This is a genomic window from Nitratireductor lacus, assembly GCF_056431025.1.
On record NZ_JBWKMB010000013.1, the window covers coordinates 24583 to 39191 of the forward strand.

The following is a 14609-nucleotide window of genomic DNA, read 5'->3' on the forward strand; positions in this document are numbered from 1 at the left end:
GCCGTTTGACGGAGGCGGTGGTCATTTCCCTTTTTGATCAAGGAGGTCTGCATGCACGGACCAGATCCTGCTACGCCATATCCGATGGCGCGCTTTCCCCGAACCGTTTTTCTCAAAAATGTCATCACCCGGCCCAACATCGAAGTGGGTGACTTTTCCTATTATGACGATCCCTGCGGCGCCGAGCGCTTCGAAGAAAGGAACGTCCTCTATCACTTCGACTTTCTCGGTGACCGGCTGGTTATCGGCAAGTTCGTGGCCATCGCCCACGGCGCCACATTCGTGATGAACGGAGCCAACCATCTCATGACGGGCTTCTCCACCTTCCCTTTCAATATCTTCGGCAATGGCTGGGAGGAGGGGTTTGATGGCAAGGCCTATGTCCAGCACAGCCGGGGTGACACGATCGTCGGCAATGATGTGTGGATCGGGCGGCAGGCGCAGATCATGCCGGGTGTCACCATCGGCGATGGGGCGGTGATCGGAGCGCACGCTGTCGTCGCCTCCGATATTCCCCCCTACGCCATCGCCGTGGGCAATCCGGCGCGGGTCCTGCGTGTGCGTTTTGCGCCCGAGACCGTTGCCGCCCTCGTTGAGGTCGCCTGGTGGAACTGGCCTGCGGAGAAGATCAGCCGCAACCTTGCTGCCATCCGCGGTGCAGACCTTGATGCTCTTGCGGCAGCCGTCTGAACCCGCACAGCCGGCCGCATCATTAAACTTGACATTTTTAGTATAGTATTGTGTCTGTGTCTCCGGCCGCTCTGTTCATCAGAGGCGGCCGGAGGCCGAGAGGTGAGTGACATGATGCATTTGAGCCCAATCGACGATTTTGCATCCCATCATGCCTTTGAAGCGGAAGAGCTTGAGCGCTACCGCGGTAAATATTTGCGCGTGGAGCGGCTGCGTTCCAAGGTTCAGGCCGCCAAGCGGGCTGCCGCCGAAAGCCTGGCGCGTGCGAATGACGCACCGGAGCCGCATGACGGCAGCAACACGATCTTCGTTGCCCTGTTCGATGCCCACTGCCGGGACCGCGAAGCGCTCTTCGAGACGATGCGTGAACTGGACGAGGCCTGTGGCGAATTGCATGCGATGGCGGGCGGAATGCAGGCCGCCGAGGGTTTCTCGCGCAGAAACTCTGCGCACTTAGAAGGACAGACTGGCACCGATGAGTGGATTTGAACGCCGCCGCCAGGAGGCGGAATCGCATCTCAAGATGCAGATGATGAAGGAAATGAGCGAGCTGATGCGCCGGACCGGCCTGCCGCCAATGGTCGTCATGCGCGAGGCAGTGCGCGCCATCGGGCTTATTTATCGCGAGACAGCCGCAGCGCACCGGGAGCCAGCCTGTTGTCCCTGTGGATGGCGTCCGCAGGAAGCCTCCGATCTCGAATATCTCGGCCAGGCGCTGCTTGAAGCGAGCCGCAGGCCCCGCGCACGCGATCTGGGTGGCATGCAGGTTCTCGGCACCGCCTGAATGATCTGCAAAATACGGTTTCAGCAACAGCGCAGTTGACAAATGCCCCGTCAGTCTTGATGCCGTGATCTGAACGGCAATGGAGATGATGGCGTGAACGCATCACAGGATGGCGCAGCCGCAGGCAGGGCGCAGATTGATCGCGGGACGTTCCTGCGTCCGTGGGTTTTCCTGCGTGGTGCGCCGGCCATGAAGTTTCTGCCACCGGAAGGGCCGCCCGAAGTAGCGTTCGCCGGCCGGTCGAATGTCGGCAAATCGTCGCTGATAAACGCGTTGATTGTCCAGCGTGGTCTCGCCCGCACATCCAACACGCCCGGCCGCACGCAGGAACTGAACTTTTTTGTTCCTGACGGTTATTCCGGTGCGGATGGCGACCTGCCGCCCATGGCCATCATCGACATGCCCGGCTACGGTTTCGCCAAGGCACCCAAGGCGCAGGTCGACGCCTGGACCGAAATGGTTTTTGACTATCTCAGGGGGCGCGTCACGCTGAAGCGTGTCTTCCTGCTGATCGATGCCCGCCATGGCATCAAGAAAAATGACGAGGAGGTGATGGACCTGCTCGACAAGGCCGCAGTCTCTTATCAGGTTGTGCTGACCAAGATCGACAAGATCAAGCCGCCGGCGGTGGAAAAGCTGCTTGCCGCCACCGAGACGCAGCTCAGGAAACGCGCAGCCGCTTTTCCCGAAATTGTCGCAACCTCATCGGAAAAGGGCCACGGCATGGACGAACTGCGTGACGCCATCGCCCGCGCCGTGACCGACGGCTGAGCGCGGAAACTTCAGCTCGGCATTGTCGCACCCGGTTTGAACGTCATCGCCACGCCATTGATGCAGTGGCGCTTGCCGGTCGGCGGCGGGCCGTCATCGAAGATGTGGCCCTGATGACCTCCACAGCGCCGGCAATGGCACTCGGTGCGGGTCATGAAGAGGGAATTGTCCGGCTTTGTGCCGATGGCACCGGGCAGCGCTTCCCAGAAGCTCGGCCATCCCGTGCCCGAATCGTACTTCGCCTCGGATGAGTAGAGCGGCAGATCGCAGCCGGCGCAGTGAAAGAGGCCGGCACGCTTCTCATTGTTCAGCGGGCTCGTAAAGGCGCGTTCCGTTGCCTCCTGCCGCAGAACGGCGAATTGCTCCTTCGTCAGGATCGCTCGCCACTCTTCCTCGGTTTTGGTGATTTCGAACGTTTCAGCCATGGCGCTGCCGCCGGGCCGGTCGCGCAGCACGAAAGCTCCGCCCGTCAAGGCAGCCAGGGCGCCAGCGGTGCCATAGAGAAATTTGCGGCGTTTCATCGTCAAGCTCCTTTGCGCTTCTGGTGCGCATCAAATTCTGGCGGACCGTAAGCCGGATGGGCCTTCACCTCAAAGTCAAGTCGGTGTGAGGTGCGAAGGGCGGCAATGCGCCGCCCTTCGCGGTTCCGAAAGCCCCGTTCGGAACCTGCCTGTCCTTCTGCAGGGACCCAATCAGCCCTTCGGCAGAAGAACCGTGTCGATCACGTGGATAACGCCGTTGGACTGATCCACATCCGCGATGGTCACGGTCGCCACATTCCCGTTTTCGTCGGTCAGCGTAATGCTGTCGCCGTCCATCTTGGCTTCCAGCATGCAGCCGCCGACAGTCTTGACCGGGTGGTTGCCGCCATCGTCGGAAATCATCTTGCCAATGGCGTCGGACATGGCTTCGGTCGCCACGACATGGCAGGTCAACACCGTTGCCAGCGTTTCCTTGTTCTCGGGCTTCAGAAGTGTGTCGACAGTGCCGTCGGGCAGCTTCTCGAAAGCGGCGTTGGTCGGTGCGAAAACGGTGAACGGACCTTCGCCTGAAAGCGTGTCGACCAGACCGGCAGCCTTCACGGCCGCGACCAGCGTGGTGTGATCCTTCGAGTTGACCGCATTTTCGACGATGGTCTTGTCAGCATACATCGCTGCGCCGCCAACCATCGGGTTTTCGGCCAGAGCCGATCCCGTGAAAGCGAGAGCGAGCGAGCCGGCGAGAAGGGAAGCAGTGAACTTACGCATGTTTAAACTCCTCAGGTTCGTTTGCGGGACCGCCTTCGTGGTCGGCCCGTTTTGGGGAACATGAGGAAACACGGAGGGACACTCCGGGAAGTTTCAAAAAAATCTGGTTTTTTTTTCGGAAGCCCGAAATCAGATGTCGCGCAGGTCGCCGAGTGCAACCACCGGGCCGGTTGGCTCACCCGAGGGCGAACCGCCCAGCGGTTCGGTCGTAATGGCGAAAACGGCACCGGCATCGATGGCCGCTCCGAGCGCCTCGCTGAGTGCCACGTGCACGCTCGAGCCGACCGGAATCACGCCCAGAGAGACGGGCGGTTTATCGCCCTCGATGGCCCAGAGCTCGAAATCGCGCCCATCGGGCCGTGCACCCGAAACATGGGAGAGCGCCACGTCGCGTTTGCTGCTGTCATAGACTGCGAGATAGCGTACGTCGGTATCGTCATGAGCGAGTGAGGCAACGAAGCGCTGCTCTTCAAGCGGCTGGCTGCCGAAGGGCAGGCTCGTATAGGTGAGGGCGACATAGGTGCCGAACGCCAGGAGTGCCGCCACCGCGATACCGCGCCAGAAGGCAAGGCTCGACCACAGGCCGGCCTTGTCTTGCGCTGACGGCGCGGCACCAAAAAGCCGTGCGTCGATGACGGACTTCGCGTTTGCCGGGGGCTCCACCGCTTCAAAGGCGTCCGCCATGGGGGCAAGACGGGCTTCCCAGTGCTCCACGAGATGCGCAAAGTCCGGTTCCGTTTCGATGCGACGCGCAGCAGCGGCGCGCTCTTCGGCTGCGAGCACACCGAGCACATACTCGGCCGCAACGAGATCGTCGTCGCTCCTGTCCGGTCCGTGTTCGTCTGCCACCGTCATCGTTCCAGGCATTCCCTGAGCTTCAAAAGGCTGCGCCGCAGCCAGGTTCGCATCGTATTGAGCGGCACATCGAAACGCGCTGCAAGTTCGGCGTAGCTGTCACCGTTGAGATAGGCCCCGCGCACCGCCGTGGCTCGGTCGGTTTCAAGCTCGCCGAGGCAGGCATCGATCCGCCGGCGCTCGCTGCCGGCCTCGGCCTGTCTCTCCGGATCCGGCTTTGGATCGGCAATCGCCTGCGCCTCATCCAGCTCCGCAGCGGGCGTCTTTCGTGCCCGCAGCCGATCGATCGCATGATTGCGCGCCACCGCGACCAGCCACGTGATGGGACTGAGGTCCGTCGCGGCGAACCGGTCGGCCTTGGTCCAGATTTTTATATAAACGTCCTGCAAGGCCTCTTCGGCCTCCGCCCTGTCTTTCAAGACACGCAGACAGACGCCAAAGAGTTTCGCACTGGTGTGCCGATAAAGAAGGTCAAACGCGGCACGCTCCCTGAGCGCGGTGCGAAAGATCAGCTTCGTTATCTCGTCTGGTGTCATGTAGGGGAGATTAGGTGCAAAATTGACAATGGGAAAGGCAGGCTCGCAAGAGAGTTAGCGCACGTTCGCGCAAAGGCAAGCCTGCCTGCGGGGCTCGAACGCAGCTTTTTGCCGGCTCGCCTGCAAGATCGTTTCACTTGCCGCGAAAAATGCTTTAAGAAACCGCCGTTTTGACTTTGGGGAACAACGCGATGACGGACATGACGGAAACTGCTGAAGCCCAGGCCCGCTTTCTCTCGGCGGCACTGCCTTACATGCAGCGTTATGAAAACAAGACCATCGTCGTGAAATATGGCGGCCACGCCATGGGCGATGCGGAGCTTGGTCAGGCGTTCGCCCGCGACATCGCGCTCCTGAAGCAGTCCGGCGTCAGCCCCATCGTCGTTCATGGCGGCGGACCGCAGATCGCCGCCATGCTCAAGAAGATGGGCATCGAATCGAAATTCGAGGGCGGCCTGCGCGTGACCGACGAAAAGACCGTCGAGATCGTGGAGATGGTGCTGGCCGGCTCCATCAACAAGGAAATCGTTGCGCTCATCAACGCCGAGGGCGAGTGGGCCATCGGCCTGTGCGGCAAGGATGGCAACATGGTCTTCGCCGAAAAGGCGCACAAGACCGTGGTCGATCCCGATTCCAACATCGAGCGCGTGCTCGATCTCGGATTTGTCGGCGAGCCGGTCGAGGTCGACCGCACACTGCTTGATCTGCTCGCCCATTCCGAGATGATCCCCGTCATCGCACCGGTGGCGCCGGGCCGTGACGGCCACACCTACAACATCAATGCCGACACCTTCGCCGGGGCAATCGCGGGCGCGGTGCGCGCCACGCGTCTTCTGTTCCTCACCGATGTTCCCGGCGTTCTCGACAGAGACAAGAAGCTGATCGACGAGCTGACCGTCTCAGAGGCGCGCGCGCTCATCAGGGATGGCACGATCTCCGGCGGTATGATCCCCAAGGTGGAAACCTGCATCGAGGCCATCGAGCGCGGGGTGGAAGGCGTCGTCATCCTGAACGGCAAGACCCCGCATTCCGTCCTGCTCGAACTCTTCACCGAGCATGGTGCGGGCACGCTGATCGTTCCGTGAGGGCACGGACGATAAAATCGCCAGAAACCGCTTGACCTGGAGTTCACTCCAGAAAGTAGATGCATATGTGCACACTATGGAGATGCACATATGCATGAGCAGAACATCATCGAGAAATTCCTTGCGGCGCTGAAAGCGGGCGATGTCGATGCGGCCTGCGCCTTCGTGGCCGCGGATGCCGTATTCATTGGCGTTCGAGCGGAAGCGAAACCGTCTGTTCCGCCCTACGGAGCGCGCACAGGGCATGAAGGATTCCGCGCCTTTCTCGCCGCGCTCGGCAACACCTTCAGCAATCAGTCGCTCACCGTGGAGCACCTTGGAGCGGGCGAGGGCGTGGCCTTCGCCAGCGGTCAGCTCGACCACACCGTCGCTGCCACCGGAAAGCGCTTCTTCAGCGAATGGGTTCTGCGTTGCCGCGTGCGCGACGGAAAGATCGCGCACTATCAGTTCTGTGAGGACAGTGCCCGGCTTGAAGAAGCGCTTTCAGCCCATATGGAGGCCGCATGAAAATAGGCGAAGTTGCGCGGCGCACGGGCCTGAGCATCGATACGCTACGCTATTACGAAAAGCTGGGGCTTATCGACCCGCCATGGCGGCAGGGCGGCCAGCGGGCCTATGATGACGCCATCGTCCCCTGGCTCGGTTTCATCAAGATGCTCAAGGCAACAGGCATGCCGCTTGCCGATGTGGAGACCTATGCAAGCCTGCGTCGGAAGGGCGATGACACGTCGGCCGAACGCCGCGGCATGCTTGAGCGTCAACGCGCTGCGGTTCTGGCAAAAATTGCCGAGCTCCAGGAATGCGTCGAACTGCTCGACTACAAGATCATGAATTACGCCGAAATCGAAGCGCGCCATCGCGCCGGGGACGGCAGGAAGGAAGACGAGAGTGACCGACTTGACAAATGAGATGGGATCAACCGCCAGCGCGCTTGAGAAGGGACGCGCGATCGCGGAAACGCTCAATCCGGATCTGGAGGCCATTCTGGCCGGACGCTACGATGCGGCGCTTCCGGGCTTTTCCGAAACGCTGATCGAGGGGGCTTATGGGCGTTTCTATGCCCGGGAAGGCCTCGATCTCAAAACGCGGCAACTCGCCACCGTGGCGGCGCTGACGGCGCTCGGTGGACAAACCGCGCCTCAGCTCAGGGTGAACATCGAGCATACGCTCGCAGTCGGGGCAAGCGAACGCGAAATCCTGGAAGTGATCCTGCAAATGGCCGCCTATGGTGGCTGGCCGGCCGCCATCAACGGCATCAATGCGGCTTTGGAGCTGTTCTCCGAAAGGACAAACGCGCAGTCGGCTTCGGCCTGGGATGGTATCTGATGCAACGGGCAGTCCGCGAGCTTGCAGCGCGACTGGGTGCTTCGGCCACGTCTGCCGGGCACCGGGTCACGCTTGCCCAGTCGGGGCGGCTGCGGACAGGTGAGCAAAGCCGCTGGATGCGCTTTACGGCGCACCAGTGGATCGCCCTTGGAAACCCCGCATTCAGTTGGGTCGCAAGAACGGGGCCGTTCGGCGCTCTGACCGTCAGGGACGGTTTTAATAACGGGAAGCCGGAAGCGGGCCTTTTTCTGTTCGGGGTTGTGCCCCTGAACCGCTCCCATGCTTCCGATGCGCTCACAAAGGGCGAGCTCATGCGCTATCTGGCGGAGTTACCCTGGGCCCCCGATGCGATCCTGCACAACAGCCACCTGCGCTGGGAGGGCCTGCCGAATGGCAGTCTACGGGCGACGGCAAATATCGGGTCGGTCGAGGCATCGGTGATCTTCACGCTGGATACCAATGGCCACGTTTCAACCGTCACGGCTCACGACCGGCCACGGCAGGAGGAGACGGGCCTGCGGGAGCGCCCGTGGCACGGTGCTTTCAGCGACTATCGCCGGGTCGGTAGCCGCTGGATCCCGCACGCCGCCGAAGTCGGCTGGGAGGTGGCTGGCAGGCACTTCTGCGTCTGGCAGGGTCGTCTGGAACGCTGGAAGATCGCCGCGCCAGAATGAGATGCGGCGCTGATCCTGCAGAAGGATTCCGTCAGGTGGGATCACCCGTCATCGCATAAATTCGGATTACCAGACGCATGGAGCGGCACAGCGTTTCAGGAAACGGTGAGCCATTCCGGCAACCCCCGACTTCCATAGCCCAATGCAGCTCAAGCTCGCCGAACCGCACGCCCCGAGTGCAGGATGCGCGCAGCACGCTGCTTTCATCGACACCATCCCGTTGGTGTCAGAGCGCGGTCCCCACCCTCGCGCAACCGTCTGGCAAAACCACCCCGTCGCTGATGCCTCGGCCAGGTCGGCAAGTATCCTGCAGGCGGGTCCTCAAGCCGTCTTGAATCTATCATTCAATTATGTAATTGAATGATAGATTAGGCCGGAAAGATGCGGTGGCTCTGTGCGCTCAACGCGTGCGCCGTCTCGGGTCGGCTTCAGGTCCCTCCACAGCTACAGGACAATCATGGCTCCCATGCACCAGGCTCCCCCAATCGCCCGTTCGCCCGCATTCGCCATTCTGGCGACCGTGCAGGCAACGCTCATCTTCACCATCGCGCTCATCACCGTGCCGCTGCCAATCATCGCCGGTGAGTTCGGCCTGACGGCGGCGGACCTGCTTCTTGTGCTTGCAGCCTATGGGCTGCCATTCAGCGGCCTGCTTCTTTTCGGCGGCAGGCTTGCCGACCGTTTCGGCGGCCGGCGCATGTTTGCCATCGGTCTCATCGTCTTCGGTGTGGCGTCGGCCATCGCCGCGCTGGCGCCCAGCTATCGCATTCTTGTGGCGATGCGCCTTCTTCAGGGCGTTGGCGGCGCCATGGTGGCCCCCGCCGCCATGGCCGTTCTTCGAGCGCTCTTTCCGGAGCCGGCGGCATTCGGCCGCGCAATGGTCACCTGGGGCGGCGTGTCCGTACTGGGCGCGGTGCTGGGCTTCATCGTATCGGGCGTTTTGACCAGCTGGATTTCATGGCGCTGGATGTTTGCCGTGCCGGTGGCGGTCTCCTTGCTCGGATTGAGCGCTTCGTCGGGTCTTCTGCCGCGCGGTGTCAACGAAAGCACGCAGCACAGACCGGGCCTCGATCCCGTTGGCGCCGTGTTCGCCACATTGGGCATATCCCTTTCGAGCTTTGCGCTCATCGCCACCGACGATCATGGCTGGCGTTCCGCCATGGTGCTTGTCCCCCTGCTGACAGGCTTCGTCCTGCTCGCCGCATTCTTTGCGATCGAGCGCCGCGTCCGCGATCCGCTTCTCCCTCCGGGGTTCATACTGGAGCCGGTGCGCCTGACCGGTCTTTTCGGCATGTTTCTGGCGGCAGCGGGCTCGGGCGTCGTCAACTTCGTGCTCTCCCTCTATCTGCAACAGGTGCTCGGCTGGTCGCCCTTCATGACAGCGATGGCCTTCGTGCCCTTCGCAGTGGCCCTCATCGTCATGGGTCGGGTAGCGGGTCCGCTGGTCGGCCGTTTCGGGCCGGCCCGCATGACCGGCATCGGATTGCTGATCGCCGCCGTCGGGCTCGCGCTGCTCACGCAGCTTGCGCCCGATACGCGCTATCTGCCGGGCCTTCTGCCGGGGATCGTCCTTGTGGCGGTTGGCATCTCGTTCGCCTTTTCCGGCTCGGCAGTGCTTTCCACCGCAAACGTTCCCCAGCATCGGGCGGGGCTCGCCGGCGGCGTCATGAACACGGCGATGGAGCTCGGCCCCACAGTGGGGCTCGCGATCCTGATGGCGGTGGCGGCCACGCAGATCGACACCGTCGCTGGCTATGCCTGGGCGTTCGGCACGGCAGCGGTCGCCTATCTGGTGGCGGCACTTCTGTCCTTTGCGTCAGGCCGGCGGATTGCGACCACCGCGACCCATCCCGCCGAGTGAAGCAATTTCAGGAAAAGCGGGAACGCTTCAACTGGGATCACCGCGTCAGGCTTCATTCCGGGAGCCTGACGCACACTGCCGCCCTTCCGAATTGAGAACACTCAATAGATTGATTGATAAAGCTATTTTTCCTATATGTTGCAAATGGATATCGAACGCGCCCAGCTTGCCCTTCTCACCGAACTCGCGGAGATCGCGCGCACTTTGGGCAGTCCCCAGCGCCTGATGCTTCTCCAGCATGTGGCGCAGGGTGCGCGCTCGGTCGAGCGGCTTGCGGAACTGACGGGCCTTTCGGTCGCCAACACGTCGCAGCATCTGCAGCATTTGAAGCGCAGCGGTCTTGTGGTGGCAAGGCGCGATGGCAAGCGCATTCTCTACGATCTTGCCAGCGGGCCCATCAACGAGCTTCTTGCCGCGCTCACATATCTTGCCGAGCATCGGCGGGCCGAAATCCAGTCGGTCATCTCCGACAGCGTAAACCAGACCGAACGGCTGGAGGGCATTTCACGCGAAGAGCTTCTGGAGCGCCTTCGCGATTCTTCTGTGACGCTTCTCGATGTCAGGCCGCGCGAGGAGTTTGCCATGGGCCATCTGCCGGGCGCGATAAACATCCCGTTGGAAGAGCTGGAAGAGCGCCTTTCAGCACTGCCCGTGGAGCATGAAGTGATCGCTTATTGCCGTGGGCCTCACTGCGTTCTCTCGGTCAATGCCGTTGCCCTGCTGCGCCGAAAGGGCATCAGGACACGCCTCCTGAACGCCGGCTTCCCCGACTGGAAAGCCGCCGGCCTTTCCGTCGAGACCGGTGCCTGATCTTTTGAGCCAGTGACACTGGCCCGAAAACGCAAGCGGGTTTCCGATTTCGCGGCAACAGCGTTGTGCGTGGTTCGACAGGCTCACCATGAGGGAGGGAAGTGCCTGGCAGAAAATCTGTTTCACAGATGTGCCTCAGGGGCGGCAGCCAAAACGCCCCTCATGGTGAGCCTGTCAAACCACGCACGACATCTAGGGTCCTGACCCTAAAGCAGCACCAGAAGCACGATGCCCGCGACGATCAGCAGGCATCCCGCCACTTCTGTGCGGTTGATGTGCTCGCGGAAGAAGAACACGGAGGAGGCGAAGGTGAAGATCATCTCGATCTGCGCCAGCGCCTTCACCACCGCTGCCTGTTGCAGCGTCATGGCCGTGAACCAGCCGAGCGAGGCGGCAGCGCCGACAAAGCCCACGAAAAGCGAAGGCTTCCACGCCTTTGCGATGCGCCCCACCTCGGCGCGGTCGCGCCAGAGCATCCAGATGAGCATGATGACGGTCTGGAACGTGATGGTAACGGCCAGCGTCGTTGTCGCCTGCATCAGATAGTTCGGTCCGCCGAGAGAAAGCGAGGCGGCCCGATAGGCCACGGCCGTCACGCCGAAAAGCGTACCGGAGGCGAGGCCTATCAGCGCTGTGCGGCTGATGAGCGAGCGGAACAGATTGCCCCAGCTCATCGGCACGCGGGCGACCGAGATCAGCATCACGCCGATCACCGTGACCGCGATGGCAATGAGCGCCCCGAAGCCTGCCATTTCGCCAAGCAGCACAAGGCCAAAGATGGCCGCCTGCGCCGGTTCGGTCCGCGAATAGGCGGTGCCGACCGCAAAGTTGCGGAAGGAAAAGAGATAGATCAGCAGGAACTGCGCAGATATCTGGCCCAGTCCGCCGAGCAGCGTCCAGGCGAGAAACGTGCCGTGGATTTCCGGAAACTCGTAACCGGCGGCCGAGTGCAGCAGAACCCACAGGACAAGAACGAACGGCATGCCGAAGCCGAAGCGCACAAAGGTTGCGCCCGTCGTGCCCATCACGCCTTTGAGGTGCTTCTGGCCAACGGAGCGCAGGTTTTGCAGAAAGGCTGCGGCGATGGTGATCGGGATCCAGAGTTCCATGCCGCGCCTTTTGCTATCCCGATGCAAATTGCGCAAGGCGCACACGCAGCAAATCGGTATACCAATCTGGGCTACCGCCCGAGCCGACACGAATGCTCTGCAAAAGCCGGTTGTGCAGATTGTCGCGCAAGGGGCGTGTCTGCCATAAGGAATGTATGACAAACCAGCTCTCAGCCCACCGCATCACCGCAGATCGCTTTTCCCATGTCACCGACTGGGTGTTCGATCTCGACAACACGCTCTATCCGCATCACAGCAATCTGTTTTCGCAGATCGACGTGAAGATGACGGCTTATGTGTCCGAACTCCTGCAGATGGAGCGCGACGAAGCCAGAACGCTCCAGAAAAACCTCTACCGGGAATATGGAACGACGCTCAACGGGCTGATGGAGCGCTACAGCATCGACCCGGATGATTTTCTCGAGAAGGTGCACGACATCGATTACTCCTGGCTCGATCCCGACCCGAGGCTTGGTGATGCGATCCGGGCCCTGCCGGGCCGCAAGTTCATTTTCACCAATGGTGATCGCGGTCATGCGGAGCGTGCGGCGCGCCAGCTCGGCGTGCTCGACCATTTCGACGACATTTTCGACATCGTTGCGGCCGGTCTTCTTCCGAAGCCGGCTGCGGCCACCTATGACAAGTTCGTCGCCCTGCATCGGGTGGTGGGCGAAAACGCGGTCATGTTCGAGGATCTGGCGCGCAATCTGGCGGTGCCGAAGAAGCTTGGCATGACCACGGTTCTGGTCGTGCCCAACAATTTCGAGCCGACCTTCACCGAGATATGGGAGCAGGACGCGAACGAGGAAGACGATGTCGACTTCGTTACCGACAACCTCGCGGACTTCCTCGAAGCGGCGATGAAGGCCTGACGCCGATGCGGCGTTTCACGTCTCTTGAAGCGCGCATCGACGCACTCGCGCATCGCGTGCTCGACAGGTTGCCTGCGCACGGTCTGGCGGGCGCTCTGGTTGAGTTCGTCGTATTTGGGCTGAAGCAGGCATGGGCATGCCTTTTCGGCGGGCTGCTCCTCGCCCTGATCATCGCAACACACTACCTGTGGCCACAGGACGCCTTTCTGGCGCGCTACGATTTCCTGTTTCTGGCAGCGCTTGCCATACAGATGGTCATGCTGGCCGCCGGCCTCGAACAACCGTCTGAGGCGAAGGTCATCCTTATTTTCCATGTGGTCGGCACGGTGATGGAGCTATTCAAGACTTCGGCGGGCTCGTGGATCTATCCGGAAGAGAGTTTCTTCCGCATCGCCGCTGTGCCGCTCTTCTCAGGCTTCATGTATGCCGCCGTGGGGTCCTACCTTGCCCGCATCAGCCGGATTTTCGACATGCGCTATACCCGTTATCCGGCTTTCTGGATGACATTGGCCCTGGCGGCAGCGATCTATGTGAATTTTTTCGCCCATCATTATACGGTCGATGTGCGCTATGGGCTCTTTGCGGCCACTGCGCTGCTTTTCGCGCGCACGTCCGTGCACTACCGTGTGTTTCGGTTTCGCCATCGGATGCCGCTCTTGCTCGGGTTTCTGCTGGTGGCGCTGTTCATCTGGTTTGCAGAGAACATCGGCACCTGGTCGCGTGCCTGGATCTACCCGGATCAGTCCGGTGGATGGACGCCGGTTTCCATTTCCAAGCTGGGCTCGTGGTATCTCCTGATGATCATTTCGTTCGTTCTGGTGTCTGTGGTTCACCGTCCTCGAACGCCCGACGAAGCCCGTCTGGAGGATGTTCGGGCAGGCGCCGGTCAGGCCGACGCCGCCCTGTAGAGCATTTTGCAGTCAGGTGGAATCACCTGACGTTCGCACAAATGCGCAAAAACAGGCAGATGGAGCGGAGCGGTGCTTCCATGAGACGGTGAACTGTTCCAGCGGGAGGCCGCGTCCCGGCGTCAGTGGCTGTGCCCGGTATCGGACGCGCTGCCGCGTGCCGGGCCTGCGGTGAGCTCCAGATCGACCTTTCCCGCCTTCTCGAATTCGAGCGTCAGCGGTATGGATTCGCCCTCCTGAAAACCCTTTTCCACCTGCATGAACATGACGTGCAGGCCGCCGGGTTCCAGCGTCACCGTTTCGCCGGCGGGTATCGTCAGGCCGCCCTTTACCGGGCGCATGACCATGACGTCATTGTTCATTTCCATGGTGTGGACCTCCACCTTGCCGGCCCGTGGCGAGGTCAGGGTCAACAGCCGGTCATCGTCGGTGCCGGTGTTTTCGATGACCATGTATCCGCCGCCAGACGGTTGACCGGGCAGCATGGCCCGCACCCGGGGGTGTGCGATTTTCAGATCGCCGGCCTCAACGGCGTGGTGGTCCGCGGTCGTTTCCGTGGCCCCTTGATTGGAGGCGTGATGGTCGGCATTCGTGCCGTGAGCCACTGCTCCCGTTGTGATTAGCGGGAACGCAGCCGCTGCCGCGATAAGAATGTTTAAACGCATGGTTCTGCCTTTCATGTCTGAGCTTTGAACTGCCGGGAAACCCGGGCTTTAAAAGATCAGGCAGGGACAGGGGGCGCGCGAATGCCGTGTGCCGTGTCGCCGGCAGGGTTGGCATGTGGTCCGTCGCCCCAATGGGATACAGCGGCACCGTTCTCTTGCGGTATTGGCAGCACCAGCGCCGGAAGCTGCGACGTGGACGATGAAAACTGAAAGCCGCAAGTATGGCTGCTCACGCATAGGGGGCATTCGGTTGTGCGGGGATGTTCACGGCTATCATCGGAGGCTGTGCCAATCCCGTAAGTCGTGCAGATGACGAAGCCGTAGGACGCCGGTGCAGCCGCAGCCAGGGCCAGCGGCTGCAGCAGCCCCATGAGCAGAGAAAGACACCCGACCGCCGCGAAAAGCTTCGCATCGCG

Annotated in this window: 19 protein-coding genes; 13 read left to right on the forward strand and 6 right to left on the reverse strand. The window is 61.6% G+C overall.

The window, feature by feature from the left end:
• Window positions 1–51 precede the first annotated feature (51 nt).
• The 4 genes from AC07E3_RS12395 to yihA all read left to right on the forward strand — a co-directional run bounded on the left by AC07E3_RS12395 (window position 52) and on the right by yihA (window position 2245).
• Window positions 52–690, forward strand: a complete 639-nt coding sequence (locus tag AC07E3_RS12395; protein ID WP_478362229.1) for a CatB-related O-acetyltransferase — start codon at window positions 52–54, stop codon at window positions 688–690.
• Window positions 691–801: 111 nt separating this feature from the next.
• Window positions 802–1179, forward strand: coding sequence for a hypothetical protein (locus AC07E3_RS12400; RefSeq protein ID WP_478362231.1), 378 nt, complete (start codon window positions 802–804; stop codon window positions 1177–1179).
• On the forward strand, window positions 1166–1474 hold the full coding sequence (locus AC07E3_RS12405) for a hypothetical protein (protein WP_478362233.1): 309 nt from the start codon (window positions 1166–1168) through the stop codon (window positions 1472–1474). The genes AC07E3_RS12400 and AC07E3_RS12405 overlap by 14 nt, the downstream gene beginning before the upstream one ends.
• A 93-nt stretch (window positions 1475–1567) precedes the next feature.
• The gene (gene yihA, locus AC07E3_RS12410) at window positions 1568–2245 is read left to right on the forward strand and encodes a ribosome biogenesis GTP-binding protein YihA/YsxC (protein WP_418792852.1); all 678 of its coding nucleotides are present in this window, start codon (window positions 1568–1570) and stop codon (window positions 2243–2245) included.
• 11 nt (window positions 2246–2256) lie between these two features.
• Here yihA and msrB read toward each other — a convergent pair whose 3' ends face one another.
• The 4 genes from msrB to AC07E3_RS12430 all read right to left on the reverse strand — a co-directional run bounded on the left by msrB (window position 2257) and on the right by AC07E3_RS12430 (window position 4883).
• The gene (msrB, locus tag AC07E3_RS12415; protein ID WP_478362236.1) at window positions 2257–2766 is read right to left on the reverse strand and encodes a peptide-methionine (R)-S-oxide reductase MsrB; all 510 of its coding nucleotides are present in this window, start codon (window positions 2764–2766) and stop codon (window positions 2257–2259) included.
• 171 nt (window positions 2767–2937) lie between these two features.
• Window positions 2938–3492: a fasciclin domain-containing protein gene (locus AC07E3_RS12420; RefSeq protein WP_065816311.1), complete on the reverse strand. Its 555-nt coding sequence runs from the start codon at window positions 3490–3492 to the stop codon at window positions 2938–2940.
• Between the two features lie 129 nt (window positions 3493–3621).
• Complete coding sequence (locus AC07E3_RS12425; RefSeq protein ID WP_336066669.1) at window positions 3622–4347, reverse strand: anti-sigma factor; 726 nt, start codon at window positions 4345–4347, stop codon at window positions 3622–3624.
• Window positions 4344–4883, reverse strand: coding sequence for a sigma-70 family RNA polymerase sigma factor (locus AC07E3_RS12430; protein WP_223004879.1), 540 nt, complete (start codon window positions 4881–4883; stop codon window positions 4344–4346). The genes AC07E3_RS12425 and AC07E3_RS12430 overlap by 4 nt, the downstream gene beginning before the upstream one ends.
• Before the next feature lie 191 nt (window positions 4884–5074).
• Here AC07E3_RS12430 and argB point away from each other — a divergent pair, with 191 nt between their 5' ends.
• The 7 genes from argB to AC07E3_RS12465 all read left to right on the forward strand — a co-directional run bounded on the left by argB (window position 5075) and on the right by AC07E3_RS12465 (window position 10639).
• The gene (argB, locus tag AC07E3_RS12435; protein ID WP_065816308.1) at window positions 5075–5968 is read left to right on the forward strand and encodes an acetylglutamate kinase; all 894 of its coding nucleotides are present in this window, start codon (window positions 5075–5077) and stop codon (window positions 5966–5968) included.
• A gap of 90 nt (window positions 5969–6058) precedes the next feature.
• A complete protein-coding gene (locus AC07E3_RS12440; RefSeq protein WP_478362240.1) occupies window positions 6059–6475 on the forward strand; it encodes a nuclear transport factor 2 family protein in 417 nt (138 codons plus the stop codon).
• Complete coding sequence (locus AC07E3_RS12445) at window positions 6472–6876, forward strand: MerR family transcriptional regulator (protein ID WP_478362242.1); 405 nt, start codon at window positions 6472–6474, stop codon at window positions 6874–6876. The genes AC07E3_RS12440 and AC07E3_RS12445 overlap by 4 nt, the downstream gene beginning before the upstream one ends.
• Complete coding sequence (locus AC07E3_RS12450; RefSeq protein ID WP_210180075.1) at window positions 6857–7294, forward strand: carboxymuconolactone decarboxylase family protein; 438 nt, start codon at window positions 6857–6859, stop codon at window positions 7292–7294. Before AC07E3_RS12445 ends, AC07E3_RS12450 begins: the two co-directional genes overlap by 20 nt.
• Window positions 7294–7968 (forward strand): DUF6544 family protein, encoded by a 675-nt coding sequence (locus tag AC07E3_RS12455; RefSeq protein WP_478362245.1) that lies wholly within the window; start codon window positions 7294–7296, stop codon window positions 7966–7968. The genes AC07E3_RS12450 and AC07E3_RS12455 overlap by 1 nt, the downstream gene beginning before the upstream one ends.
• Before the next feature lie 457 nt (window positions 7969–8425).
• On the forward strand, window positions 8426–9829 hold the full coding sequence (locus AC07E3_RS12460; RefSeq protein ID WP_478362247.1) for an MFS transporter: 1404 nt from the start codon (window positions 8426–8428) through the stop codon (window positions 9827–9829).
• A gap of 144 nt (window positions 9830–9973) precedes the next feature.
• Window positions 9974–10639 carry an ArsR/SmtB family transcription factor gene (locus tag AC07E3_RS12465; protein WP_478362249.1) on the forward strand — a complete coding sequence of 222 codons (666 nt, stop codon included), beginning with the start codon at window positions 9974–9976 and terminating at the stop codon, window positions 10637–10639.
• A 206-nt stretch (window positions 10640–10845) separates the two neighbouring features.
• Here the strand turns inward: AC07E3_RS12465 and AC07E3_RS12470 are convergent, their stop codons facing one another.
• Window positions 10846–11748, reverse strand: coding sequence for an EamA family transporter (locus AC07E3_RS12470; protein ID WP_478362251.1), 903 nt, complete (start codon window positions 11746–11748; stop codon window positions 10846–10848).
• A 155-nt stretch (window positions 11749–11903) separates the two neighbouring features.
• Here AC07E3_RS12470 and AC07E3_RS12475 point away from each other — a divergent pair, with 155 nt between their 5' ends.
• Window positions 11904–12620, forward strand: a complete 717-nt coding sequence (locus AC07E3_RS12475) for a pyrimidine 5'-nucleotidase (protein WP_065816301.1) — start codon at window positions 11904–11906, stop codon at window positions 12618–12620.
• A 5-nt stretch (window positions 12621–12625) separates the two neighbouring features.
• The gene (locus tag AC07E3_RS12480) at window positions 12626–13528 is read left to right on the forward strand and encodes a DUF817 domain-containing protein (protein WP_336066646.1); all 903 of its coding nucleotides are present in this window, start codon (window positions 12626–12628) and stop codon (window positions 13526–13528) included.
• Window positions 13529–13650: 122 nt separating this feature from the next.
• Here the strand turns inward: AC07E3_RS12480 and AC07E3_RS12485 are convergent, their stop codons facing one another.
• Window positions 13651–14193: a copper chaperone PCu(A)C gene (locus AC07E3_RS12485; protein ID WP_255606314.1), complete on the reverse strand. Its 543-nt coding sequence runs from the start codon at window positions 14191–14193 to the stop codon at window positions 13651–13653.
• Window positions 14194–14609: the final 416 nt, after the last annotated feature.